Source organism: Chryseobacterium sp. C39-AII1 (assembly GCF_039672645.1).
GTDB lineage: Bacteria > Bacteroidota > Bacteroidia > Flavobacteriales > Weeksellaceae > Chryseobacterium.
On record NZ_JBDFPQ010000011.1, the window covers coordinates 74,330 to 97,140 of the forward strand.

The 22,811-nt window shown below is 36.0% G+C and carries 23 protein-coding genes; 22 read left to right on the forward strand and 1 reads right to left on the reverse strand.

Annotation, left to right across the window (positions count from 1 at the left end):
- The first annotated feature begins 45 nt into the window (after positions 1 to 45).
- The 4 genes from ABEG63_RS15920 (at position 46) to ABEG63_RS15935 (ending at position 4,432) form a co-directional block, all read left to right on the forward strand.
- Complete coding sequence (locus ABEG63_RS15920; RefSeq protein ID WP_346586161.1) at positions 46 to 783, forward strand: shikimate dehydrogenase; 738 nt, start codon at positions 46 to 48, stop codon at positions 781 to 783.
- A 74-nt stretch (positions 784 to 857) separates the two neighbouring features.
- Positions 858 to 2,663, forward strand: coding sequence for a DUF349 domain-containing protein (locus ABEG63_RS15925; RefSeq protein ID WP_346586163.1), 1,806 nt, complete (start codon positions 858 to 860; stop codon positions 2,661 to 2,663).
- A 60-nt stretch (positions 2,664 to 2,723) separates the two neighbouring features.
- A complete protein-coding gene (gene ribD / locus ABEG63_RS15930; RefSeq protein WP_312392685.1) occupies positions 2,724 to 3,746 on the forward strand; it encodes a bifunctional diaminohydroxyphosphoribosylaminopyrimidine deaminase/5-amino-6-(5-phosphoribosylamino)uracil reductase RibD in 1,023 nt (340 codons plus the stop codon).
- Between the two features lie 80 nt (positions 3,747 to 3,826).
- Positions 3,827 to 4,432 carry a YigZ family protein gene (locus ABEG63_RS15935; RefSeq protein ID WP_267404193.1) on the forward strand — a complete coding sequence of 202 codons (606 nt, stop codon included), beginning with the start codon at positions 3,827 to 3,829 and terminating at the stop codon, positions 4,430 to 4,432.
- Here the strand turns inward: ABEG63_RS15935 and ABEG63_RS15940 are convergent.
- Positions 4,429 to 5,139 carry a zinc metallopeptidase gene (locus ABEG63_RS15940; protein WP_267404194.1) on the reverse strand — a complete coding sequence of 237 codons (711 nt, stop codon included), beginning with the start codon at positions 5,137 to 5,139 and terminating at the stop codon, positions 4,429 to 4,431. The two genes, ABEG63_RS15935 and ABEG63_RS15940, sit on opposite strands and share 4 nt — an antisense overlap.
- Positions 5,140 to 5,246: 107 nt before the next feature.
- Here ABEG63_RS15940 and ABEG63_RS15945 point away from each other — a divergent pair, with 107 nt between their 5' ends.
- The 18 genes from ABEG63_RS15945 (at position 5,247) to ABEG63_RS16030 (ending at position 22,807) form a co-directional block, all read left to right on the forward strand.
- Complete coding sequence (locus ABEG63_RS15945; RefSeq protein ID WP_346586166.1) at positions 5,247 to 6,380, forward strand: GNAT family N-acetyltransferase; 1,134 nt, start codon at positions 5,247 to 5,249, stop codon at positions 6,378 to 6,380.
- Between the two features lie 88 nt (positions 6,381 to 6,468).
- The gene (locus ABEG63_RS15950) at positions 6,469 to 6,645 is read left to right on the forward strand and encodes a hypothetical protein (RefSeq protein ID WP_267404196.1); all 177 of its coding nucleotides are present in this window, start codon (positions 6,469 to 6,471) and stop codon (positions 6,643 to 6,645) included.
- Between the two features lie 122 nt (positions 6,646 to 6,767).
- Entirely contained in the window at positions 6,768 to 7,139 is a 372-nt protein-coding gene (locus tag ABEG63_RS15955; RefSeq protein WP_040996932.1) for an NADH-quinone oxidoreductase subunit A, read from the forward strand.
- Positions 7,140 to 7,161: 22 nt separating this feature from the next.
- Positions 7,162 to 7,722 carry an NADH-quinone oxidoreductase subunit B gene (locus tag ABEG63_RS15960; protein WP_267404201.1) on the forward strand — a complete coding sequence of 187 codons (561 nt, stop codon included), beginning with the start codon at positions 7,162 to 7,164 and terminating at the stop codon, positions 7,720 to 7,722.
- 5 nt (positions 7,723 to 7,727) lie between these two features.
- On the forward strand, positions 7,728 to 8,222 hold the full coding sequence (locus ABEG63_RS15965) for an NADH-quinone oxidoreductase subunit C (protein ID WP_346586167.1): 495 nt from the start codon (positions 7,728 to 7,730) through the stop codon (positions 8,220 to 8,222).
- Positions 8,223 to 8,296: 74 nt separating this feature from the next.
- The gene (locus ABEG63_RS15970) at positions 8,297 to 9,520 is read left to right on the forward strand and encodes an NADH-quinone oxidoreductase subunit D (protein WP_346586169.1); all 1,224 of its coding nucleotides are present in this window, start codon (positions 8,297 to 8,299) and stop codon (positions 9,518 to 9,520) included.
- Between the two features lie 121 nt (positions 9,521 to 9,641).
- Positions 9,642 to 10,151, forward strand: coding sequence for an NAD(P)H-dependent oxidoreductase subunit E (locus tag ABEG63_RS15975; RefSeq protein WP_346586170.1), 510 nt, complete (start codon positions 9,642 to 9,644; stop codon positions 10,149 to 10,151).
- Between the two features lie 74 nt (positions 10,152 to 10,225).
- Positions 10,226 to 11,584 carry an NADH-quinone oxidoreductase subunit NuoF gene (gene nuoF / locus ABEG63_RS15980; protein ID WP_346586171.1) on the forward strand — a complete coding sequence of 453 codons (1,359 nt, stop codon included), beginning with the start codon at positions 10,226 to 10,228 and terminating at the stop codon, positions 11,582 to 11,584.
- Positions 11,585 to 11,588: 4 nt separating this feature from the next.
- Complete coding sequence (locus ABEG63_RS15985; RefSeq protein ID WP_346586172.1) at positions 11,589 to 12,464, forward strand: hypothetical protein; 876 nt, start codon at positions 11,589 to 11,591, stop codon at positions 12,462 to 12,464.
- Positions 12,465 to 12,506: 42 nt separating this feature from the next.
- Positions 12,507 to 13,505, forward strand: coding sequence for a 2Fe-2S iron-sulfur cluster-binding protein (locus ABEG63_RS15990; protein WP_346586174.1), 999 nt, complete (start codon positions 12,507 to 12,509; stop codon positions 13,503 to 13,505).
- A gap of 175 nt (positions 13,506 to 13,680) precedes the next feature.
- On the forward strand, positions 13,681 to 14,745 hold the full coding sequence (nuoH, locus tag ABEG63_RS15995; protein ID WP_267404216.1) for an NADH-quinone oxidoreductase subunit NuoH: 1,065 nt from the start codon (positions 13,681 to 13,683) through the stop codon (positions 14,743 to 14,745).
- 58 nt (positions 14,746 to 14,803) lie between these two features.
- Positions 14,804 to 15,361: an NADH-quinone oxidoreductase subunit I gene (locus tag ABEG63_RS16000; RefSeq protein WP_312391229.1), complete on the forward strand. Its 558-nt coding sequence runs from the start codon at positions 14,804 to 14,806 to the stop codon at positions 15,359 to 15,361.
- The gene (locus tag ABEG63_RS16005; protein ID WP_267404220.1) at positions 15,361 to 15,858 is read left to right on the forward strand and encodes an NADH-quinone oxidoreductase subunit J; all 498 of its coding nucleotides are present in this window, start codon (positions 15,361 to 15,363) and stop codon (positions 15,856 to 15,858) included. The genes ABEG63_RS16000 and ABEG63_RS16005 overlap by 1 nt, the downstream gene beginning before the upstream one ends.
- 4 nt (positions 15,859 to 15,862) lie before the next feature.
- Positions 15,863 to 16,192 (forward strand): NADH-quinone oxidoreductase subunit NuoK, encoded by a 330-nt coding sequence (nuoK, locus tag ABEG63_RS16010; protein WP_055982308.1) that lies wholly within the window; start codon positions 15,863 to 15,865, stop codon positions 16,190 to 16,192.
- 2 nt (positions 16,193 to 16,194) lie between these two features.
- A complete protein-coding gene (gene nuoL, locus ABEG63_RS16015; RefSeq protein ID WP_346586177.1) occupies positions 16,195 to 18,108 on the forward strand; it encodes an NADH-quinone oxidoreductase subunit L in 1,914 nt (637 codons plus the stop codon).
- Entirely contained in the window at positions 18,108 to 19,601 is a 1,494-nt protein-coding gene (locus tag ABEG63_RS16020; RefSeq protein WP_346586179.1) for an NADH-quinone oxidoreductase subunit M, read from the forward strand. Before nuoL ends, ABEG63_RS16020 begins: the two co-directional genes overlap by 1 nt.
- 137 nt (positions 19,602 to 19,738) lie before the next feature.
- Complete coding sequence (locus tag ABEG63_RS16025; protein ID WP_312391243.1) at positions 19,739 to 21,124, forward strand: NADH-quinone oxidoreductase subunit N; 1,386 nt, start codon at positions 19,739 to 19,741, stop codon at positions 21,122 to 21,124.
- 627 nt (positions 21,125 to 21,751) lie between these two features.
- Positions 21,752 to 22,807 carry a LysM peptidoglycan-binding domain-containing protein gene (locus ABEG63_RS16030; RefSeq protein WP_346586181.1) on the forward strand — a complete coding sequence of 352 codons (1,056 nt, stop codon included), beginning with the start codon at positions 21,752 to 21,754 and terminating at the stop codon, positions 22,805 to 22,807.
- The last annotated feature ends 4 nt before the right edge of the window (positions 22,808 to 22,811 follow it).

Below are 22,811 nucleotides of genomic sequence, written 5' to 3' on the forward strand. Positions count from 1 at the left end.
TATGAAAGACCGATTTTTATCGGTCTTTTTTTTATTTTTGATCATATGGATTCCAATAAAAAATTAGGCTTGATAGGAAGAAACATTTCCTATTCTTTCTCAAAAAAATACTTTGAAGATAAATTTCAGAAACTGATGTTGAAAGGCTTTTCTTACAACATTTTTGATTTAAACGAAATCCATGAGGTTGAAAATTTATTTTCCACACCCGATCTTTTAGGTTTTAATGTTACCATTCCTTATAAAGAAAAAATTATTGATTATCTGGATGAATTAAGCGATGAAGCAGAAAAAATAGGCGCTGTGAACTGTGTTTTAATTCAAAATGGTAAAAAAACAGGCTATAATACAGATGCTTTTGGTTTTGAGAAAACATTACTTCTCCACAAAAAAGATCATCATACAAAAGCATTAATTTTAGGAAATGGCGGCGCTGCAAAAGCCGTAAAATATGTTTTGGATAAAAACGGAATTGCTTCAAAAACCATTTCAAGAAAATCTGAAATCAATTTTGAAAATTTAGATTTAGAAACCGTTCAGGAAAATACCGTTATCATTCAATGTACTCCGGTCGGCACTTTCCCGAATGTGGAAGATTGTCTGAACTTTCCTTTTGACGGAGTTTCTAAGGATCATTTAATTATAGATTTAATTTACAATCCGAATTATACTCAATTTATCATCAATGCTTCCGAGAAAGGAGCCAAAACGGTAAACGGCTATTATATGTTGGAACAACAGGCAGAAAAAGCTTGGGAAATTTGGAATTTTCAAAAAAAATAACATAAATTAGTACTTTAATTGGCTTTTTGGCTATATTTAAAGGATATTAATGCCACTCACATAAACGATTTGCTATGACTACAGAAAACAATCTTTCTGAAAACGAAGAAATGAAAAATTCTAACGAAGTATCTCAAGAAGAAACATCGGGAACTGAGGTTCCAAACGATGAAAAACTTCACGAGGAAGAGGCTGAACACGAAGAAGAGCATGAAGATGTAGAAATCACTTTAGCAGATGCTTTGAAGGAAATGGAGAAAATCATCAACGCGCCAAATGCGGGTGAAGACTTCAAAAAATTCAATCTGTTAAAAGAAAAAGCAAGTCATTACATCCATGATGAAGTGGAAGACAAAAAGCATGAATATGTAGATGCGGGAAATGCTCCTGAAAACTTCAGTTATGAGCATCCTTCTCAGGCAAGATTTTCTGCTTTGGTAAATATTTTCAAAGAGAAAAATGACACTTACCAACGAGGTCAGGAAGAAGAGCAAAAGAAGAATCTTGAGCATCGCCAAACCATCATTGAAAGGCTTAAAAATCTTTATACGAATTCAGAGCCAGGCACCAATTTATTTAAATCTATCAGAGAAATAAAAGAAGATTGGTCGAATGCGGGGCAAGTGGCTAAGTCTGAATTTAAAATTCTTAATAATAATTATTTCCATCATTTGAATCAGTTTTATCAAATGTTGGATCTAAATAAAGAATTCTTAGAGCAGGAATATAATCATAATCTTGAGAAAAGACAGCACATTATTGAGCGTGCAAAGCAACTTGAGCATGAGCCAGTCATTCAAAAAGCATTAAACGAACTTCAGTACCTTCATAAACTTTGGAAGGAAGAAGCTGAGCCGGTAGCAGAAGAATTCCGTGAAAAAACTTGGGAAGAATTCAAAGAAATTTCTAATAAAATCCACGAAAGAAAATCTGAACTTTCTGCAGCTATTGAAACTGAACAAGCGGCTAATCTTGAGAAAAAAACTCAAATTATCGCCGAGATTAAAAAATTATCTGAACCTGCAGAAACGCCAAATCATAATTATTGGCAAAACTCGATCAGAAGAGTGGAAGATCTTCGTTCAGAGTTCTTAAAAACCGGAAGTGTTCCGAGAAAATTATCAAACCAAAACTGGAATGATTTCAAAACCACGTTGAGAAGCTTTAATACTACAAAAAATACGTATTATAAATCTTTAAAAGGTTCTCAACAGTCTAATCTTGAGGAAAAATTAAAATTAATTCAAACTGCTCAGGATAATCAAGCCAATGAAGAATGGGATATTGCTGTTCCGTTGTTCAAAAAACTTCAGGAAGACTGGAAAAAGATCGGGCATGTTCCTAAAAGCATGACGAACAAAATCTGGGACGATTTCCGTGATGCATGTAACGCTTTCTTCAACAATTACAGAGAAAAAAGCAATACTTCAACCGATAATTGGAAGGAAAATTACAAGAACAAAAAAGCTATTCTTGATGATTTGAAAACCGTTACGAATGAAGAAGGAAGCATCGAAAGAATTGAAGCGATAAAAACAGCATGGAATAATATCGGAAAAGTACCGAGAGATAAAATTTCAATTAACTCTGAATTCAACAAAACGTTGAGAGAGAAATTGAAATTAAACAAAATCAATGAATTAGAACTTAAAGAAGAAGGTCTATCTGAAAATCAGTTAACGGATAAGGCAAGAAAAATTAAAAACCAGATTTCTGATCTTGAAGCTGAGATCGTAAAACTGGAAAACAATTTGGCATTCTTTAAAAATCCTACAAAAGATAATCCTTTGCTGAAAGATACTTTTGATTCGATTGATGAGAAAAAAGCTCATTTGGAAACCTTAAAACAAAATCTTCACAGCATTATCGCGGGAGAATAAAATAGTTAAAAATCTAAAAAGGCGGAGCAAAGTAATTTGACTTCGCTTTTTTCATTCAATATGCAAGACGAATTTTATATTAAAAGATGTATCGAATTGGCTCAGAAAGCCATCGGAAAAACCTATCCTAATCCTTTGGTGGGAAGCATAATTGTACATAACGCCGAAATTATCGGGGAAGGCTATCATCATAAAGCTGGAGAACCTCATGCGGAAATAAATGCGATTAATTCCGTGAAAGATAAATCGTTGATCCCTGAATCTACTATTTATGTTTCTTTGGAGCCATGTGCTCATTTTGGAAAAACTCCGCCATGTGCTTTGAAAATTAAAGAATTAGGTTTCAAAAAAGTGGTGATTGGTGCCATGGATTCTCATGATAAGGTAAATGGAAAAGGAAAAAAGATTATTCAGGATGCAGGGATTGAAGTTGTTTCCGGAGTTTTGGAAAATGAATGTATTGAACTGAACAAAAGATTTTTCACTTATCATGAAAAGAAAAGACCTTACATAATTTTAAAATGGGCAGAATCGGGCGACGGATTTTTAGATAAAGATTTCAAACCCTACTCTATTTCTAATTCTTTGGTTAATCAGTTTGTGCATCAGTTAAGAGCAGATGAACATGCCATTTTGGTTGGAACACAAACTGCTTTGAATGATAATCCAAGTTTGAATGTTAGAAATGTAGAAGGCATAAATCCTGTCAGAATTTTAATTGATTTTGAATTGAAAGTTTCGCAAGACTTTAACATTTACAATCGAGAAGCCAAGACGATTGTGATCAACTCTGTAAAAGAAGAAGTTCAGGATCATATTCATTTTATTAAAATTGATAAAGAGAATTTTCTTTCAGATGTAATGGAAGCTTTATATAAAGAACAAATTCAGTCAGTTATTATTGAAGGAGGAAGCTTTACTTTACAACAATTCATTAATGCTAATCTTTGGGATGAAGCGATTGTGATCAAAAATGAAAATTTGAAACTGGAAAATGGAACGAAAGCTCCTGAGTTTGATTTTACATTTAATAAGGTTGAGAATTTTAGAGATAATTTGATTGAATTTTATCGTAATAATTAAAAAAGGCTTCGACAAGTTCAGCCTGACAATATAACACATAATTTTGTCCTGTTAATTTTGTCGAAGCATACATATAAACAATGCTGTTCGAATACAAAACCATAGAAAAACCCATAGAAAATACTTTATTAAAAGAAAAAGGAAGCAAATTTCTTGGATTTGCCTTTCCTGTAAATAATGAAGAGGAACTAAAAACCGCCTTAGAAAAAATCAGAGCTGAACATCCGAAAGCAACACATCATTGTTATGCATTCAGAATGGGTTTAAATGGGGAAAACTATCGCGCTAATGATGACGGTGAACCTTCCGGAAGTGCAGGTTTACCAATTTACAATCAACTATTGGCTCATGAGATCACGAATGTTCTTGTGATTTCTGTTCGGTATTATGGAGGAACAAAATTAGGTGTTTCAGGTTTGGTAAAGGCTTATAAAGAGTGTGCTAAAATTACATTGGAAGAAGCCAATATCATCACCAAAGAACTGGAAACACAAATCGAAATTCAGTTTAATTTTAATCAACAAAATATCATTTTCACCCTGCTTTCAAAGTTTGATGCAAAAGTATTAGATTTTGATGCGGATGAAAATTGTATTCTAACCGCTTCCTTAAAGTTGGCACAAAAAGAAAACATCTCAGACAAATTGTCCGAGATGCAGTATGTTTCTTTTGAATTTAAAGATTAATCTCTTCTTCCACCCATCAATAAAGATGCCCAGTAAAGAAGCTGTGCCAGTGAACCGATTGCCGCAACAACATACGTTCTGGCTGCCCATTTCAAACTGTCCTGAACTCCTACATATTCTTCTGCAGTTACTGTTCCTGTATCTTTCAACCACTTCATAGCTCTGTTACTCGCATCATATTCTACTGGAAGTGTGACGAATGCAAACAGTGTAGTAAATGCGAACATAATAACACCGATTGCTAAAACTAGTGTATTTCCGTTCGGATTATCTATACTTCTGGTTGCAGCCATGATCATAATTCCTCCAATAAGAACAAATTGCATCAAATTGGAGCTAATTTGAACTACAGGAACCAGCTTTGATCTCAATTGCAACATCGAGTATCCTACCGCATGCTGAACCGCATGACCACATTCGTGAGCCGCAACTGCCGCCGCAGCAGCATTTCTCTGCATATAAACGGCCTCTGAAAGATTCACTGTTTTATCTGATGGATTGTAATGGTCTGTCAACTGTCCGGGAACCGAAATTACCTGAACATCATTAATTCCGTTATCTCTTAACATCTTTTCCGCCACCTCTTTACCAGAAAGCCCGTTCCTAAGATGCATATTGGAATAATACTCAAATTTCGACTTCAATCTAGATGAAACCCACCAGCTTACAAGCATCGAAATTCCGATAATTATGTAATAACCTATCATTTTTAACTAACTTTATTGTATATTTTCAAGCTTTAAGATGTAAAAACTATGCCAAAGTATTACGATTTTATTATTTATATTTGTTGATTAATTACCCTTTTGAACTTATGTCTACAGTCTCAGTTATTGAAGTAAAAACGCCTAATGATCTAAAGCAGTTTGTACAATTCCCAATGGATTTATACAAAAACAATCCCTATTATGTTCCTTCTTTTATAAAGGATGAATTTAAAATTTGGGATGCCAAAGAAAACCCGGCTTTAAACTATTCTCAATCTAAACAATTCATTGCCAAGAAAGATAATAAAGTAGTGGGAAGAATTGCGGTGATTATTAACCGCAAGGAGGAAAAAGAATTAGGTATAAAAAAGGTTCGTTTTGGCTGGATCGATTTTATTGATGACAAAGAAGTTTCAAAAGCATTAATCCAAAAGGCAATTGATTATGCTAAAGAGCATAATATCGATAAAATAGAAGGTCCAATGGGCTTTACCAATCTCGACAAAGCAGGAATGCTGACAATGGGATTTGACAAGCTGGCCACGATGATCGGGATTTATAATCATGAATATTATCAAAAACATCTTGAAGATCTTGGCTTAACCAAAGAAAAAGAATGGGTAGAATTTGAAATGAACTTCCCTAAAGTTTTACCCGAAAAAGTAGAAAAATTCAGTGGATTAATTGCTCAGAAATATAAGCTTAAAGTTCTTCATTTTAAAACGAAAGAAGAAATCTTACCGTTTGTAGAACCTATGTTTAAATTACTGGATGAAACCTACAAACATCTTTCAACTTACACTCCGATTTCTGAAGAACAAATAAAAACATACAAGGAAAAGTACTTCCCATTTATCGATAAAAACTACGTAATCTGCGTGGTAGATGAGAATAATGAGCTGGTTTCCTTCGCGATCACGATGCCTTCTTATTCAAAAGCTTTACAAAAATCAAAAGGAAAATTGTTTCCGTTTGGTTGGTGGCATTTTTTACAGGCAAGTAAGAAAAATGACCGCGCCAACTTTTACCTTATCGGAATTCATCCTGAATATCAGAGACGTGGCGTAACGGCTATTATTTTCAAGGAGATTTTTGTACGATTTACAAGCATGGGAATTCAGTTTGCAGAAACCAATCCTGAACTGGAAGAAAATAAAAGTGTTCAGGTGCTTTGGCAGGATTACAATCCGGTAAACCATAAGAGAAGAAGAACTTACTCCTTAGAGGTCGGTAATGAGTAATTGGTAATGAGTAATCTTACCAATTTAACTCACCCCAAAACTCTACTACTCTAAAACCCTAGTACTCCCAAACCCCTCCCAATTCATCATGAAGCCACATCTTATTATTTTTGGAATTTTAATTGCCGGATTTATTATTTACAATTTCTTTTTACAATCGGATGACGACAGAACCAATACTGCGATTAATATTATTTATGCAAGTATTCTTTTTGGATATATTTCATTTATGGCGTTCTCTTTGCTAAAAAAAATGAAGAAATAGAATCTTATTTTTATCAATTCTAAATTACCGATTTCACCCATTTTCAAGCCACTTTTAAGCTGATAAATTTCATGCTTTCTTGTTTATTCGCTAAATTTGCAAATTGAGATAATAATGCAAAAATGAATTTACCTGAAAGTTATATTCCAATCCTAATACAAGCAGGTGTTGCGGTAGCATTCGTAGCAGTTTCTTTGCTTGGAGCGCATTTTTTAGGCCCTAAACAGAAAAAAGGAAATTCTGTAAAAAACCAAAGCTGGGAATGTGGTGTCCCGGTAGAAGGAAATGCAAGAACGCCGTTTTCCATCAAATACTTTTTGACAGCGGTGTTATTCGTATTATTCGATATTGAAATCGTATTTTTTTACCCATACGCTGTAAATTTCAGAGAATTCGGAATGGAAGGATTCTTGGCAGTACTTACCTTCGTGGCGATTTTCTTCATGGCATTTTTCTATGTCTGGAAACGTGGCGCTTTAGATTGGGATAAATAAAACTATTTAAGAAGAAGAAATTATGTCAGATAACAAACCAGTAATAAGAACAGATGCACCTGCTCCGGAAGGATTTGAAGGAGAAGGGTTTTTCGCAACGAAACTGAGCAGTGTAATCGGGATGGCTAGAAAGTTTTCACTTTGGCCTTTACCTTTTGCAACCTCTTGTTGTGGTATCGAGTTTATGGCTACCCTAAACCCAACGTATGATGCTTCAAGATTTGGTATGGAAAGAAACTCTTTCTCACCAAGACAGGCAGATATGCTGATGGTTTGCGGAACTATATCAAAGAAATTAGGACCTGTCCTAAAAGAAGTTTACACTCAGATGGCAGAGCCGAAATGGGTGGTTGCAGTTGGAGCTTGTGCTTCCAGCGGTGGTATTTTTGATACGTATTCTGTATTACAAGGTATCGATAAAATTATTCCTGTAGACGTTTACGTTCCTGGATGTCCTCCAAGACCGGAACAAATTATTGAAGGAGTAATGCAGGTTCAGGCTCTTGCTGAAAGCGAAAGCATCAGAAGAAGAGATCTTCCTGAATATCAGAAATTATTAGATTCTTACAACATAAGCAACTAACGGAAATGACAAACGAATTTGTATTAGAAGCAATCACAAGAGAATTTCCGGAATCTGTAATCGAAAGTTCAGAACCATATGGAATGCTGACAATCGAGGTAAAGAAAGAAGATATTAAGAAGATCATTCACTATCTTAAAGATTCATCATTAGAATTTAACTTCCTTACAGATATTTGTGGAATCCATTACCCTGAGTTTCCAGAAAAAGAAATAGGCGTTGTTTATCATTTACATAATATGATGTCTAATTTCAGATTGCGACTGAAGATCTTTATGTCCAGAGAAAATATAGAAGTAGATTCTTTAGTGGAACTATATGCAGGAGCTAACTGGATGGAAAGAGAAACTTTTGATTTCTACGGAATTAAATTTAAAGGGCACCCAGATCTTAGAGCTATTTTAAATATGGAAGATCTTGGATACCACCCCATGTTGAAGGAATATCGTTTGGAAGATGGAACCAGAACCGACAAGAACGATAGCATGTTCGGAAGATAAAAAATAATGCAATAAGCAGTAAGCAGTAAGCAATAGCTTAAAGCCTAAAGCCTATCGCCTAAAGCATTTAAATTATGAAAGATAACTCATTATCTAATATACTAAACCAGTACGACAGTAAGGAGCAGATTGACGGTCAATTATACACCCTCAATTTAGGACCAACCCACCCTGCAACGCACGGGATTTTCCAGAATATCTTAACGATGGACGGGGAAAGAATCCTTCACGCCGAGCAAACAGTTGGATACATCCACAGAGCATTTGAGAAAATTTCAGAAAGAAGAAACTACTCTCAGATCACTACCCTTACCGATCGTATGAATTACTGTTCTGCACCAATCAACAATTTAGGTTGGCACATGACAGTTGAGAAGCTAATCGGAGTTAAAGTTCCAAAGCGTGTAGATTATATGCGTGTTATTTTAATGGAATTAGCAAGAATCGGTGACCACCTTATCTGTAATGGTGTAACCGGGATGGACTCCGGAGCAATTACTGGTCTTACATACATGTTCATCGAAAGAGAACGTATTTATGATATGTACGAGCAGATCTGCGGAGCGAGAATGACGACCAATATGGGAAGAATCGGAGGTTTTGAAAGAGATTTCACACCGAAATTCCATGAGTTATTAAAGGATTTCCTTAAAACTTTCCCACCAAGATTCAAAGAATTCTGTACTTTATTAGAAAGAAACAGAATTTTCATGGACAGAACCATCGGAGCAGGAGCAATTTCTGCTGAAAGAGCATTAAGCTACGGTTTCACAGGTCCAAACTTACGTGCAACAGGTGTAGATTACGACGTAAGAGTTGCACAACCTTATTCTTCTTATGAAGATTTCGACTTCATAATTCCAGTAGGAACTTCTGGTGACACTTACGACCGTTTCATGGTTCGTCAACAGGAAATCTGGGAATCAATTAAAATCATCAAACAAGCATACGAAAATCTTCCTGAAGGATCATTCCACGCGGATGTACCTGATTTCTATCTTCCTGAAAAGGCAGATGTTTATCAAAAAATGGAAGCTTTGATTTACCATTTCAAAATCGTAATGGGAGAAACAGATGTGCCTAAAGGTGAAGTTTACCACGCTGTAGAAGGTGGAAACGGAGAATTAGGGTTCTATTTAGTGAGTGATGGTGGAAGAAGTCCTTACAGACTGCACTTCAGAAGACCATGTTTTATCTACTACCAAGCGTATCCAGAGATGATTACAGGTTCTGTAATTTCAGATGCGATCGTTACCATGTGTAGTATGAATATTATTGCGGGAGAATTAGACGCATAATTAGAATTTAGATAATAGATGAAAGATAACAGACTTTCATTACCCAATATAAAATTGAATTTAGAACACGAATCTCAGAGTCTTTTCTCTTTTTTCTATGTTCTTTAATCTTAGATAAAAAATGAGCGAAACAATAGCTTTTAAACCGGAAAGTTTAGCACAGGTACACAAAATTATCGCAAGATATCCTGAAGGTAGACAGAAATCTGCTCTTCTTCCTGTTCTACATATAGCACAGAAAGAATTCGGAGGATGGTTAGACGTTCCTGTGATGGATTATGTTGCTGAATTATTGAGTATTAAGCCAATTGAAGTATATGAAGTAGCTACTTTTTATACCATGTTCAACATGAAACCGGTTGGTAAATATGTTTTGGAAGTTTGCAGAACAGGGCCTTGTATGGTTTGCGGAAGCGAGAAAATCCTGGATCATATCAGAACAAAACTGAACATTAAGGACGGACAGACTACGGAAGACGGAATGTTCACATTAAAGCCTGCTGAATGTTTGGGTGCTTGTGGATATGCTCCAATGATGCAGTTAGGAAAATTCTTTCATGAAAATTTAACGATAGAAAAAGTTGACGAAATCCTTGAGCTTTGCAGAGAAGGACAGGTTGATTTGGGCTAAAATAAATTTAAACAAAAATAGCAAGAAGCTAAATGCCAAAAGCAAGAAGCTAAATGCTAAAAGCATAATAAAAAATGAGTAAAAAACTTTTACTTAAAGACGCACATATAGAAGGTATCCGCTACTTTGAAACGTACCGTAAACAGGGAGGTTACACAGCAGCTGAAAAAGCCTTGAAAATGACACCGGACGAAATTCTTGAAGAAGTAAAAGCTTCAGGACTTCGTGGACGTGGTGGAGCAGGATTCCCAACTGGGATGAAATGGAGCTTTTTGGCAAAACCGGAAGGAGTGCCAAGACACTTGGTGGTAAATGCCGATGAATCTGAACCGGGAACTTTCAAAGACAGATATCTGATGGAATTTCTTCCTCATTTATTAATTGAAGGAATGCTAATTTCATCTTACTGTTTAGGCTCAAACGTTTCTTATATTTATATCCGTGGAGAATATTCTTGGATTCCTGATATTTTGGAAGAAGCGATTGAAGAAGCTAAAGCAGCAGGATTTTTAGGTAAAAATATTTTAGGAACAGGCTTCGATTTAGAAATCTACGTTCAAAGAGGTGGTGGGGCATATATTTGTGGTGAAGAAACTGCATTGCTTGAATCTCTTGAAGGTAAAAGAGGAAATCCGAGACTAAAACCGCCATTCCCAGCTGTAAAAGGACTTTGGGAAAGACCAACGGTAGTAAATAACGTTGAATCTATCGCGGCAATCGTTCCAATCATTGATATTACAGGAGCTGAATACGCTAAAATCGGTGTTGGAAGATCTACAGGTACGAAATTGATTTCTGCTTGTGGAAACATCAACAAACCAGGAGTTTACGAAATCGACATGACTATTACGGTTGAAGAATTCATTTACTCTGAAGAATATTGCGGCGGTATTAAAGACGGAAAAAAACTGAAAGCTTGTATCCCTGGAGGAAGCTCAGTTCCAATTGTTCCTGCTAATTTATTATTAAAAACCGTAAACGGAGAACCAAGATATATGAACTACGAATCATTAGCAGATGGTGGCTTTGCTACCGGAACAATGATGGGTTCAGGAGGTTTCATCGTATTAGATGAAGACCAATGTGTCGTAGAACATACGATGACGTTGGCAAGATTCTATAATCACGAAAGTTGCGGACAATGTACTCCTTGCCGTGAAGGAACGGGATGGATGTACAAGATTTTGAAAAAAATCGAGAAAGGAGAAGGAAAAATGGAAGATATCGATCTACTTTGGGATATCCAGAGAAAAATCGAAGGAAATACGATCTGTCCATTGGGTGATGCAGCGGCTTGGCCTGTTGCAGCGGCTATTCGTCACTTCAGAGATGAGTTTGAATGGCATATTAAAAACCCTGAGTTGTCTCAGACACAAAATTACGGATTGGGCAATTATGCAGATCCAATCCCTGCGGTTGAAAAAAACGCTTAATTAGATGAATAAATTATTGGTTGTCGGCTTAATGATGTCGAATCTTGTTTTTGCTCAGGCAAAAAAAGATACTTTAATAGATAGAAGCACAAATGAAATTACAGAACCTACCTACAAAAAGGAAGTAAATCCTTTTAAAAAAGGTTCAGTATTGGCATTTTGGGGATGGAATAATTCAATGTATTCAAATTCAGACATCCGTTTTAAGGGTGATGGATATGATTTTCAGTTGAATAATGTAGTGGCTCACGACAGACAATCGGCATTCAGATGGAATTTATATTTCAACCCCGGAAAAGTGACGGTTCCTCAGGTAAACTACAGAGTAACTTATTTTATTAAGGATAATTTAGGGATTACTTTAGGGATGGATCACATGAAATATGTGATGGATCAAAACCAGACCGTTGATTTTAAAGGATATATCAACAATCCTGAATATGCATCGCTGGTAAACAACGGAAGAGTAGATCTTACGGATGGCAAATTATTAACATTTGAACATACAGACGGTCTTAATTATGTAAATATCGGTGCTCAGAAATACATGAATATTTATGATAAAAAGAATATTGATGTTTTTTGGAGCTATGGAGCAGGTATCGGAGCTTTGGTACCGAAATCTAATGTAAAACTAATGGGAAATGAAAGAAGTGACAGATTCCACTTGGCAGGTTTCGGAGCAGATATCAGAACAGCTCTAAGTGTTGTGGTATTGAGACATATTGTATTGCAGGCGGAAGGTAAATTCGGATACATCAATATGCCGGATATTAAGACAACCCTTAATAATAAGCCCGATAAAGCTGCACAGGATTTCGTTTTTGGAGAATTCAATTTCGGAATTGGATATACATTTAATACAAAAAAGTATAATTAAAATAGAGCTTAACTGCTAAGGCATAAGCGAAAAGCATAGAATATGAGCGAAGAGGTTAAAAAATTCAAAATAACTATAGACGGACAGACTACCGAAGTTATGCCTGGAACTTCTATTTTGGAAGCTGCAAGACAAATCGGTGGAAAATCTGTACCTCCTGCAATGTGCTACTACAGCAAATTGGAAACCAGTGGAGGAAGATGCAGAACTTGCCTTGTGGAAGTTTCTAAAGGATCGGAAGCAGATCCTCGTCCTATGCCAAAATTGGTTGCAAGCTGCAGAACCAATGTGATGGATGGTATGGAAGTAAAAAATCTTACTTCTGAAAAAGCTCAGGAAGGTAGAAAAGCGGTAACCGAGTTCTTATTGGTAAACCACCCTCTTGATTGCCCTGTTTGTGATCAGGCTGGTGAATGTCACCTTCAGGATTTGGGTTATGAGCACGGAAATCTTCAGACAAGAACAGAATTTGAAAGAAATACGTACGAAGCAGACGATCTTGGTCCTCACATTAAATTGAACATGAACCGTTGTATTCTTTGTGCAAGATGCGTACTCGCTGCCAACCAGTTAACTGGAGAAAGAGAGCACGGAATTTTGTTCAGAGGAGATCACGCTGAAATTTCTACCTATTTAAATAAAGCTTTAGATAACGACTTCATCGGAAATGTAATCGACGTTTGTCCGGTTGGAGCATTAACAGACAGAACTTCTCGTTTTGCAAGCAGAGTTTGGTTCACAAAGCCAATGAATGCTACTTGTAAGTGTGATAAATGTTCAGGAAAAGCTACGGTTTGGATGAAAGGTGACGAAATTTCAAGAGTAACTGCAAGAAAAGATCAGTGGGGTGAAGTTGAAGAATTCATCTGCGATACTTGTCGTTTCGAAAGAAAATCTCTTTCAGACTGGAACATTGAAGGTCCTAGACACATCGACAGACATTCGGTTATTTCATTGAACCACTACGAAAAACCAAAGGATGAACTAAGAGTTTTAGACAATCCGATGGCGAAGGAAATCAGTGAAAAAGACGAAAAATAAAAAGCTGGAAGTTTGATGCTGGATGATGGAAGTTTTTTAACTGTTAAAAACAAAAACATCTTTCAAATTCAAACATTTAGATTTAAAAAGATAAAATTTGATTATATGATGATAAGCTGTGCGAAGAATTGCAAAACTTCCAGCACCCAGCTTCCATCTTCAAACAATAAAAAAAATGGATTTACTTACATTTAAACTTATACTTGTACTAGCGCTTTTCTTGCTTTCGTTAACGATTGCAGCCTACTCTACTTGGGCAGAAAGAAAAGTTGCCTCTATCATGCAGGATAGAATTGGTCCCAACAGAGCAGGACCTTTCGGATTGCTACAACCTCTTGCTGACGGTGGAAAGTTTTTCTTTAAAGAAGATTTTACACCTGCCAATGCCGAAAAATTCCTTTTCGTATTGGGGCCGGCTTTGGTAATGTTTATTTCATTAATCACGGGAGCGGTTATTCCTTGGGGTAAAAGTTTAAATATTGCAGGTACTTCTTATGACTTACAGGTGGCTAACATCGATGTTGGTGTACTTTTCATCATCGGAATGGCTTCAATTGGTGTTTACGGAATCATGATCGGAGGTTGGGCTTCGAACAACAAATATTCATTATTAGGTGCCATCCGTGCTTCTTCTCAGATGATTTCTTACGAATTGGCAATGGGATTGGCTTTACTTTCTATCATTATGATGACGGGAAGTTTAGATTTAAAAGAAATCACAGAAAGCCAGACAACAGGAAAACTTTGGGGATTCATTCCGTGGGTTTCGGGTCTTAACTGGAACATTTTCTACCAGCCGATTGCTTTCCTTGTTTTCTTTGTAGCAGCTTTAGCAGAAACAAACAGACACCCTTTCGATTTACCTGAGTGTGAATCTGAATTGGTAACAGGATATTCTACAGAATACTCATCAATGAAATTAGGTTTATATATGTTCGGTGAATACGTGAATATGTTTATCTCTAATGCTTTCATGGTGGTTCTTTTCTTCGGAGGGTACAACTATCCGGGAATTGAATGGGTAACTCAAAACTGGGGTGAAAACACTGCAGGAATCTTGAGTATCGTAGCATTCTTAGCTAAAACAGTGATCGGAATTTTGATCTTCATGTGGATCAGATGGACGCTTCCAAGATTTAGATATGACCAATTAATGCACTTAGGTTGGAAAACGTTAATTCCAATGGCATTGGTAAACTTATTAATTACAGGTGCTGTAATTTTAGCGTTTGCAAACTAAGAGATAAGAATATATTTTTAAATGCTGAATAGAAGTTCAGCCTAAAAAATTACAATAAATGAAACTTACGAACAGATCAAAAGTTGTTTCTAATAAAGAAATGACCCTTGCTGAAAAAATCTACTTACCTGCGATTTTTACAGGAATGGGGATTACATTTAAGCATGCTGTAAGAACCGTATTGAAAGGTGCTCCCGCAGTATATTCGTATCCGGAAGTACAGAAACCGAGAGCAGATATCTGGAGAGGTCAGCACGTTTTGAAAAGAGACGAGGAAGGCAGAGAAAGATGTACGGCTTGCGGACTTTGTGCAGTGGCGTGCCCTGCAGAAGCAATTACAATGACTGCTGCTGAAAGAACTAAGGAAGAAAAAGATCTTTACAGAGAAGAAAAATACGCATCAGTATATGAAATCAATATGCTAAGATGTATTTTCTGCGGTATGTGTGAAGAAGCTTGTCCGAAATCTGCGATCTATCTTACAGACAGATTGGTAGACGTGGAAACCAACAGAGGTTCTTTCATCTATGGAAAAGATAAATTGGTTGAAAAAATAAATCAAAGGATTGATATCACTGAAAGACAATCCGAGAAACAAAAAAATGCGGTAAAATAATGGATCAGTTTTTATTTTTCTTGGTGGCGTTTTTAGCAGTGGCGAGTGCGGTTTATTTCGTGTTTGCTAGAAATCCTTTATATGCTATTTTGTCATTAATTGTTACGATGTTTTCTATTGCGGGTATGTACATCCTTCTGAATGCACAATTCCTTGCGATTATCCAGATTATTGTATACGCCGGAGCGATCATGGTATTATTCCTTTATATCCTGATGATGCTTAACCTTAATAAAGAAGACGAAAGTAAGAAGGGCAATACTTTAAAGTTTGTCGGAGTTTTTACAGCTGGTCTTTTATTAATTGGAATTTTAGGCGTATTCAGAGGTGTTCAGCAGAACCATATCGTTGTTGAAAATGTAGACAAAGGTGTTGGTTTAACGAAAAATCTGGGCAGACTTTTGTTTAATGAATATGTTTTGCCGTTTGAGCTTGCATCCATCCTTATTTTGGCAGGTATTGTAGGTGCGGTATTAATCGGTAAAAAAGATCTATAAAATTATGGGAGAAGTAAATACATTTATACAAAGCATCCCTCTGAATTATTTCATCATTCTTTCTTCAGTATTATTCTGTTTGGGAGTGTTGGGCGTATTGTTGAGAAAAAATGCTATTGTTATTTTGGGTTGTGTTGAGCTTATGCTAAATTCTACTAACCTTTTATTGGCTGCATTTTCTGCCTACAAAGGTAACGGAGACGGACAACTTTTAGTTTTCTTCATTATGGTGGTTGCTGCTGCGGAAGTAGCAGTTGGTTTGGCAATTATTGCTATGCTATATAGAAATACCCGTTCTGTAGATGTAAGTATATTTAATAAATTAAGAGGATAAGAATGGAGAATTTAGTATATGCAATAGTACTTTTACCACTTTTAGGGTTTCTTATTAACGGTCTTTTCGGGAAAAATCTTCCAAAAATTGTTGTGGGTAGTTTGGCTACGGCAATGGTTTTTGCATCTTTCTGCATCGCAGTAAGTATTTTCTTGGGTTTCAATTCAGAAAGCCAACCCGTGATCGTAAAAGCTTTTGAATGGTTTAGAGTAAACGGAGTTCAGATCAATTTCGGATTCCAGATTGATCAGTTATCATTAATGATGGTAATGATCATCACAGGTATCGGTTCTTTAATTCACCTGTACTCTATCGGATATATGAGTCACGATAAAGGTTTCTATAAGTTTTTCACTTATTTAAATTTATTTATCTTCTCAATGTTATTATTGGTAATGGGAAGCAACTACCTGATCCTATTCATCGGATGGGAAGGTGTAGGATTGTGTTCTTATTTACTAATCGGATTCTGGTACACAAACGAAGAATATGGTAAAGCAGCAAGAAAAGCTTTCATTATGAACAGAATTGGTGACCTTGCGTTGCTAATCGGTATCTTCATGATCGCTGGACAAACAAACGCTGTTGATTATCTTACCGTAGCAGAAAACGCTGGAAAATTTGAATTAGACGGAAGCGTAATTATCTTTATTACGGCAAGTTTATTTATTGGTGCTACCGGTAAATCGGCTCAGGTTCCTCTATATACATGGCTTCCGGATGCGATGGCTGGGCCAACTCCTGTTTCTGCGTTAATTCACGCGGCAACGATGGTAACTGCGGGTATCTATTTAGTAGTAAGATCAAACTTCTTATTTACTTTAGCACCTACAGTTCAGGGAGGAATTTTATTCATCGGATTCTTAACGGCTGCTTTAGCAGGATTCTACGCATTACGTCAGAACGACATCAAAAAAGTATTGGCCTACTCTACAGTTTCACAACTTGGATTTATGTTCATCGCTTTAGGTTTGGGAGCTTATACAACAGCGATGTTCCACGTAATGACGCACGCTTTCTTCAAGGCATTATTGTTCTTAGGAGCAGGTTCTGTAATCCACGCCATGAGCAACGAACAGGATATGCGTTTCATGGGAGGTTTGAAAAAATACATCCCAATCACTCACGCTACTTTCCTTATCGGAACATTGGCTATTTCAGGATTCCCTTTACTTTCAGGGATGATTTCTAAAGACGAAATTTTAGTAGCAGCTTTTGCTAAAAACCCTATTTACTGGGTAATCTTATTCATTTTAGCAGCTATTACTGCAACATATATGTTCAGATTATATTATTTGACTTTCCACGGAGAGTTCAGAGGTACTGAAGATCAAAAACACCACTTACACGAAAGCCCGACAAATATGACATTACCATTGATCGTATTGGCTATTCTTTCTGTATTGGGTGGTTTAATTAACCTTCCTCACTTCATCGGTCACGGTCATTATGCAAAATTAATGGAATGGTTGAAGCCGGTTCTTACTGAGGAAAGCTTTAAACAAATGGAGGCTACTCTTTCGGGAGTTCCGTTTGGTACTGAAATGATACTTTTAGGAGCAACAGTTCTAATGTTCTTCTGCGTATGGTTCATTGTTAAAAATACTTATGTAAATAAGAAAAAACAAGCGTTACCGGAAGAGCAGTACACAGGATGGGAGAAACTGTCTGCTAAAAAACTATATATTGACGAACTTTACAATGCATTAATTGTAAAAACTGTTGAAGGATTAGGACGCGGAGGAAAGATGTTTGATAAAGGTATTCTTGATCGTTTTGTAGACTTCGTAGGTGAAGGTGCTGAAGACAGCGGAAAAGCGATGAAGCGTATCCAGAACGGAAATGTAGAAAACTACATTCTAATCATGTCTTTGGCTGTGGGAATTATACTGATTGTTAACTTTATATTACAATAATGTCTGGTTTATTATTAACATTATTACTATTACCTCTAGTAGGTTCGGGATTAGTTTTTGCATGGAAAGATAAATCCAGCAAATATTTGGCACTGGGAATTGCATTGGTTCAAATGCTTGTAACGTTCTATATTGCTTCGGATTTCAATTTTGGACCGACTGTAGATAGTTCTTTACAGTATGAGATTACCTATCCTTGGTCACAATTTATTAAAAGTACGCTTCACTTCGGTATCGATGGGATGAGCTTGCTTCTTTTATTGTTGACAAATATTTTAGCGCCAATCATTATTTTATCTTCTTTTAATGAAAATGTAAGCTACAGAAATACATTCTACGGATTGATTTTGCTGATGCAATTCGGGCTTGTAGGAGTTTTCACGTCGCTTGACGGATTGTTGTTCTACATTTTCTGGGAAGTAACGTTGATTCCGATTTGGTTTATTGCCGGACTTTGGGGTCAGGAAAATAAAAGAATGGAATTCACTACGAAATTCTTCGTATATACATTCGTTGGGTCATTATTTATGTTAGCGGGATTGATCTATGTATACAATCACTCTGCATCTTTTGCACTGACAGATTTATATAATGCTCAATTAAACGAAACACAACAAACTGTGGTATTCTGGTTTATTTTCTTTGCTTTTGCGGTGAAATTACCAGTATTCCCTTTTCATACTTGGCAGCCGGATACGTATACTTATTCACCAACTCAGGGATCGATGCTTTTATCAGGTATCATGCTTAAAATGGCGGTGTACGGAGTTATGCGTTATTTATTACCAATCACTCCCCTTCCGATTGCAGGAATTTCAGGGCAGATTGTAATTATACTTGCTATTGTAGGAATTGTTCACGGAGCATTGATCGCGATCATCCAGACAGATATGAAGAGAATCATTGCGTATTCTTCTTTCTCTCACGTTGGATTAATGGTTGCAGGTATCTTCGCTTCTGCGGTAGTTACGTTAAGGGGAACTTTCAACATCGAAGGTGCTGAAGGTGCTTTGGTACAGACTTTCGCTCACGGTATCAACGTGGCAGGTCTATTCTACTGTTGTGATATTTTATACAAGAGATTTAAATCAAGAGACATCAGACAAATGGGAGGTTTGGCGAAAGTTGCTCCTAAGTTTGCAGTGCTGTTTTTGATCATTTTATTAGGTTCAATGGGAGTTCCGTTGACTAATGGATTCATCGGAGAATTTATCCTGTTGAAAGCAGTATATGATTTTAACGGATTGGCAGCGGTAATCGCTGGTCTTACGGTAATTCTTTGTGCTGTATACTTATTGAGATTCTACGGAAAAGCAATGTTCGGACAAGGTGACGACGCCGTGTTGAGCACAGTAAAAGATTTATCTGCAGTAGAATTCTCTGTATTGGCAAGTTTAGCGGTTTTTGTGATTGTATTTGGTATTTTCCCACAACCGATAATCGAAATGGTGAATAGTTCGTTGAAGTTTATCTACACGGCAATGGCCAATTAAAAAATTAAAAGATTTAAAAATTAAAAAATTAGGAGATTAAAAAAGGTTAAAAGACAAGAGAAATAGAGCTTGGAGGTAAAATTTTTACATCAGACTTTAAACCTTAAACTTTAAACTCAAAATCTCAAATATAAATTATGAGTGTTTTAATTATTGTTTTCCTAACGGCAGTTGTTGCGTTATTTTCAGGAGTTTTTGAACAAGGGAAATTCGCAAGATACATTGGGATTTTGGGATTAATCATCGCATTATGGGTAAGTTTCATGCCAGAATGTGCTTTCTTCGGACAGTACAAACACATGTATGACTACACAGCCAATACTGCGTTATTCACTAAAATATCAATCGTAACGACATTATTATTATTCTTTTTGGGAGGTTTTGCGTTCAGCAACCACAGAAGTCACCAGTCAGAATTATACGCATTAATGCTTTTCGCATTATGTGGTGGAATTATCCTTTTCGGATACCAAAACTTAGTAACGCTATTCTTAGGAGTTGAGATCCTTTCTATTCCTTTATATGTAATGGCCGGAGCTAACAAAACAGATCTAAGATCAAACGAAGCTTCAATCAAATATTTCTTAATGGGTGCCTTCGCGACAGGTTTCTTACTGTTCGGTATCGCATTTATCTACGGAAGTGTTGGAAGTTTCGATTTATATAAAATCCAGGATTTCGGAGTTTCAAATCCAAAAGACGTGATGTTCATCTTAGGAGTTTTATTGATTCTTTGTGCATTGGCATTCAAAGTAGCATTAGCACCTTTCCACATGTGGAGCCCTGATGTTTATTTCGGAGCACCTTCATTAATCACCGCTTTCATGGCGAGTGTTGTAAAGATCTCAGGATTTTTCGCACTATTCAGATTAATGACCATTGGTTTCGGTGGTGTTACAGAAGAATGGATCAATGTTTTCGGAGTATTCTTAATTATCACTTTGCTTTTGGCAAACGTTATGGGCCTTGCTCAGACGAATGCAAAAAGAATGTTGGCCTACTCTTCAGTTTCTCACGCGGGATACATCGGTTTGGTGTTCTTCGGAATGACAAGCCTTTCTACTTATAATTTGGCGTTCTATTTATTTGCGTACGCATTATCAACAGTAGGAGTTTTTATGTGTCTGATTTATGTTGAAAAGCTAAAAAGAGAAACTTCTTTCGGAGCTTTCAAAGGATTGGCAAAAACAGAACCTTTATTGGCAACAGTAGCGGCAATTTCTATGCTTTCAATGGCAGGAATTCCGTTAACGGCTGGTTTCATGGGGAAATTTGCTTTATTCTCTCAGGCAATGAATTCTAACCACGGAGTATTCTTGGTAATCGTAGCAGTTTTGGGTTCTGCTCTTTCTATTGCCTACTATTTAAGACTGATTATTTCTATGTTCTTCTTCAAAGAAAGCACGTTCAAATCTTCAGAAAAAGTAACACTGACTTACAATATCGTTGCAGTTTGCATCATCGCATCAGTTATTGTTTTAGGAGTTGCCCCGGATTTATTTGCAGGAGTTTTCGGATTGTAAAAATCAATCTTCAAGATAAAAATCAAAAGCACAGCATTTATGTTGTGCTTTTTTGTTGGTTTAAAATTCGATTGAAACTTGGTTAATTAGGTTCAATCTCAAAACTTGGGGGAGAATTTTTTATCTTTTATAAGTGGAACGGCCTTGTGAAACTTAAAAACATCTCTTGATCATAAAACTTTGTGGGCTTTGTGCTCAAAGTTGAAGGCTTTGAATTTTTATAGTTAATTATTGCTATCATATGCTGAGTAAAACGCCATTGCGATCGAAAATATTTAAAATGATAGATAAAGCTTTAGCGATCGATAGCGTTAAAAAGAAAATAAAGAATTATTTTAGTCTTGTTTTCTAATACTATGAAGATGAAAATGAAAATTCAAATTTGAATGTTTTGATTCTTCCCTCCTCCATCTTCCAGCCTTAACGCTTACTTTTAATTTAAATCAATTCCTACCTAAACTTTTTATTACCAAAAATCATATTATCTGATTTTAATTTTCTATTTTTGAAAATATAAAACACCAAATAATGAAAAATACCACTTTCCAAAAGAAATTCTTTTTGCGACAATCGGATCAGCAACTTTTCACTTTTCTCAATATCATTTCATTGTAAATTTTCAGCATCATGAATATATTTTTACAAACCCATATTGTGAAAAAAGGTGAAACATTGGAACAAATTGCCGAAATGTATCATATCCCGGATATTAATATTTTAAAAGATCATCATTACCTTCATACGCCTGATGATTCCAACCATTTAGGTCCTACTCTATTTGTCGGACAGGAAATTTTCATACCCGACCAAAAAGAAATTGAACATTATATTCTTAGAAAAAAGCAAGTTTTAGAAGAAAGGACAAACCGGGCAAACAATCTAATTGAAAACGGAATTCTGCTTCCGATTTTTAATGAGATGGATGAAAAAATTCAATTCATCATTCAGGATTTTTTGGATGATATTCTTCAAAATACAAGTGAATTTGACGTGCGGCTGAAGTATTTGGAGAAAGAAGAGCAACATATTACTTTTCTGTATCAAAAAAAACTACTTACGGTAAACAGTGAAAAAGCAGAAATGAAAGCTTATGAACTGGCATTGAAATGTTCTGCATGTTTATATCCGGCAGGACTGGAAATTGATCTTAACAGAAAAATTCATGACATAAAAAATTATCATGAAATTTTGAAAAGATGGAAAACGACTCAACACGATTTACTGAAAACTTATAAGGATGAAAATTCGATCGCGTATATTGAAGAAGTCCGTAGAACCATTGAAGTAAAAAATGAGCTTATAAAAGCTTATCAGCAGGATTTGTTTTTGCAAACCTATTTTTATCCTTATTTCAAAAAATACACTTCAGGAAAAAATGAAAGCAACAGCAGATATATGTCTGAAAGAATTTTGTATAAAAATCAACACCTCATCACGATCGCGGAGGATATTTCCGTCACGCTCAATGCAGAATGTATCGATGATCGAAGTCAGCAGGAAATTCTGAATCATCTGCCGATTAGCAATGCAGAACACGACGAAGATGAATTGCTGGAATCTAAAATTACCGGAAACTTTCATCTGTCTAAACAACATAAACTCCTGCAACAGGCTGATATTATTATCGATTCATATTTCTATAATGTAAAGGAAACTACAAAAATTAAACTCAATTTAAAATAATTTT

Coding starts and splice junctions, on each gene's coding strand:
- ABEG63_RS15970 (WP_346586169.1), top strand. CDS start 8,297: ATGAAAGATAACTCATTATCTAATATACTAAACCAGTACGACAGTAAG.
- ABEG63_RS15975 (WP_346586170.1), top strand. CDS start 9,642: ATGAGCGAAACAATAGCTTTTAAACCGGAAAGTTTAGCACAGGTACAC.
- ABEG63_RS15940 (WP_267404194.1), bottom strand. CDS start 5,139: ATGATAGGTTATTACATAATTATCGGAATTTCGATGCTTGTAAGCTGG.
- ABEG63_RS15920 (WP_346586161.1), top strand. CDS start 46: ATGGATTCCAATAAAAAATTAGGCTTGATAGGAAGAAACATTTCCTAT.
- ABEG63_RS15960 (WP_267404201.1), top strand. CDS start 7,162: ATGTCAGATAACAAACCAGTAATAAGAACAGATGCACCTGCTCCGGAA.
- nuoF (WP_346586171.1), top strand. CDS start 10,226: ATGAGTAAAAAACTTTTACTTAAAGACGCACATATAGAAGGTATCCGC.
- ABEG63_RS15950 (WP_267404196.1), top strand. CDS start 6,469: ATGAAGCCACATCTTATTATTTTTGGAATTTTAATTGCCGGATTTATT.
- nuoL (WP_346586177.1), top strand. CDS start 16,195: ATGGAGAATTTAGTATATGCAATAGTACTTTTACCACTTTTAGGGTTT.
- ABEG63_RS16000 (WP_312391229.1), top strand. CDS start 14,804: ATGAAACTTACGAACAGATCAAAAGTTGTTTCTAATAAAGAAATGACC.
- ABEG63_RS16020 (WP_346586179.1), top strand. CDS start 18,108: ATGTCTGGTTTATTATTAACATTATTACTATTACCTCTAGTAGGTTCG.
- ABEG63_RS15935 (WP_267404193.1), top strand. CDS start 3,827: ATGCTGTTCGAATACAAAACCATAGAAAAACCCATAGAAAATACTTTA.
- ABEG63_RS15965 (WP_346586167.1), top strand. CDS start 7,728: ATGACAAACGAATTTGTATTAGAAGCAATCACAAGAGAATTTCCGGAA.
- ABEG63_RS15955 (WP_040996932.1), top strand. CDS start 6,768: ATGAATTTACCTGAAAGTTATATTCCAATCCTAATACAAGCAGGTGTT.
- ABEG63_RS16025 (WP_312391243.1), top strand. CDS start 19,739: ATGAGTGTTTTAATTATTGTTTTCCTAACGGCAGTTGTTGCGTTATTT.
- ABEG63_RS16030 (WP_346586181.1), top strand. CDS start 21,752: ATGAATATATTTTTACAAACCCATATTGTGAAAAAAGGTGAAACATTG.
- ABEG63_RS15945 (WP_346586166.1), top strand. CDS start 5,247: ATGTCTACAGTCTCAGTTATTGAAGTAAAAACGCCTAATGATCTAAAG.
- ABEG63_RS15925 (WP_346586163.1), top strand. CDS start 858: ATGACTACAGAAAACAATCTTTCTGAAAACGAAGAAATGAAAAATTCT.
- ABEG63_RS15990 (WP_346586174.1), top strand. CDS start 12,507: ATGAGCGAAGAGGTTAAAAAATTCAAAATAACTATAGACGGACAGACT.
- ABEG63_RS16005 (WP_267404220.1), top strand. CDS start 15,361: ATGGATCAGTTTTTATTTTTCTTGGTGGCGTTTTTAGCAGTGGCGAGT.
- ABEG63_RS15985 (WP_346586172.1), top strand. CDS start 11,589: ATGAATAAATTATTGGTTGTCGGCTTAATGATGTCGAATCTTGTTTTT.
- ribD (WP_312392685.1), top strand. CDS start 2,724: ATGCAAGACGAATTTTATATTAAAAGATGTATCGAATTGGCTCAGAAA.
- nuoK (WP_055982308.1), top strand. CDS start 15,863: ATGGGAGAAGTAAATACATTTATACAAAGCATCCCTCTGAATTATTTC.
- nuoH (WP_267404216.1), top strand. CDS start 13,681: ATGGATTTACTTACATTTAAACTTATACTTGTACTAGCGCTTTTCTTG.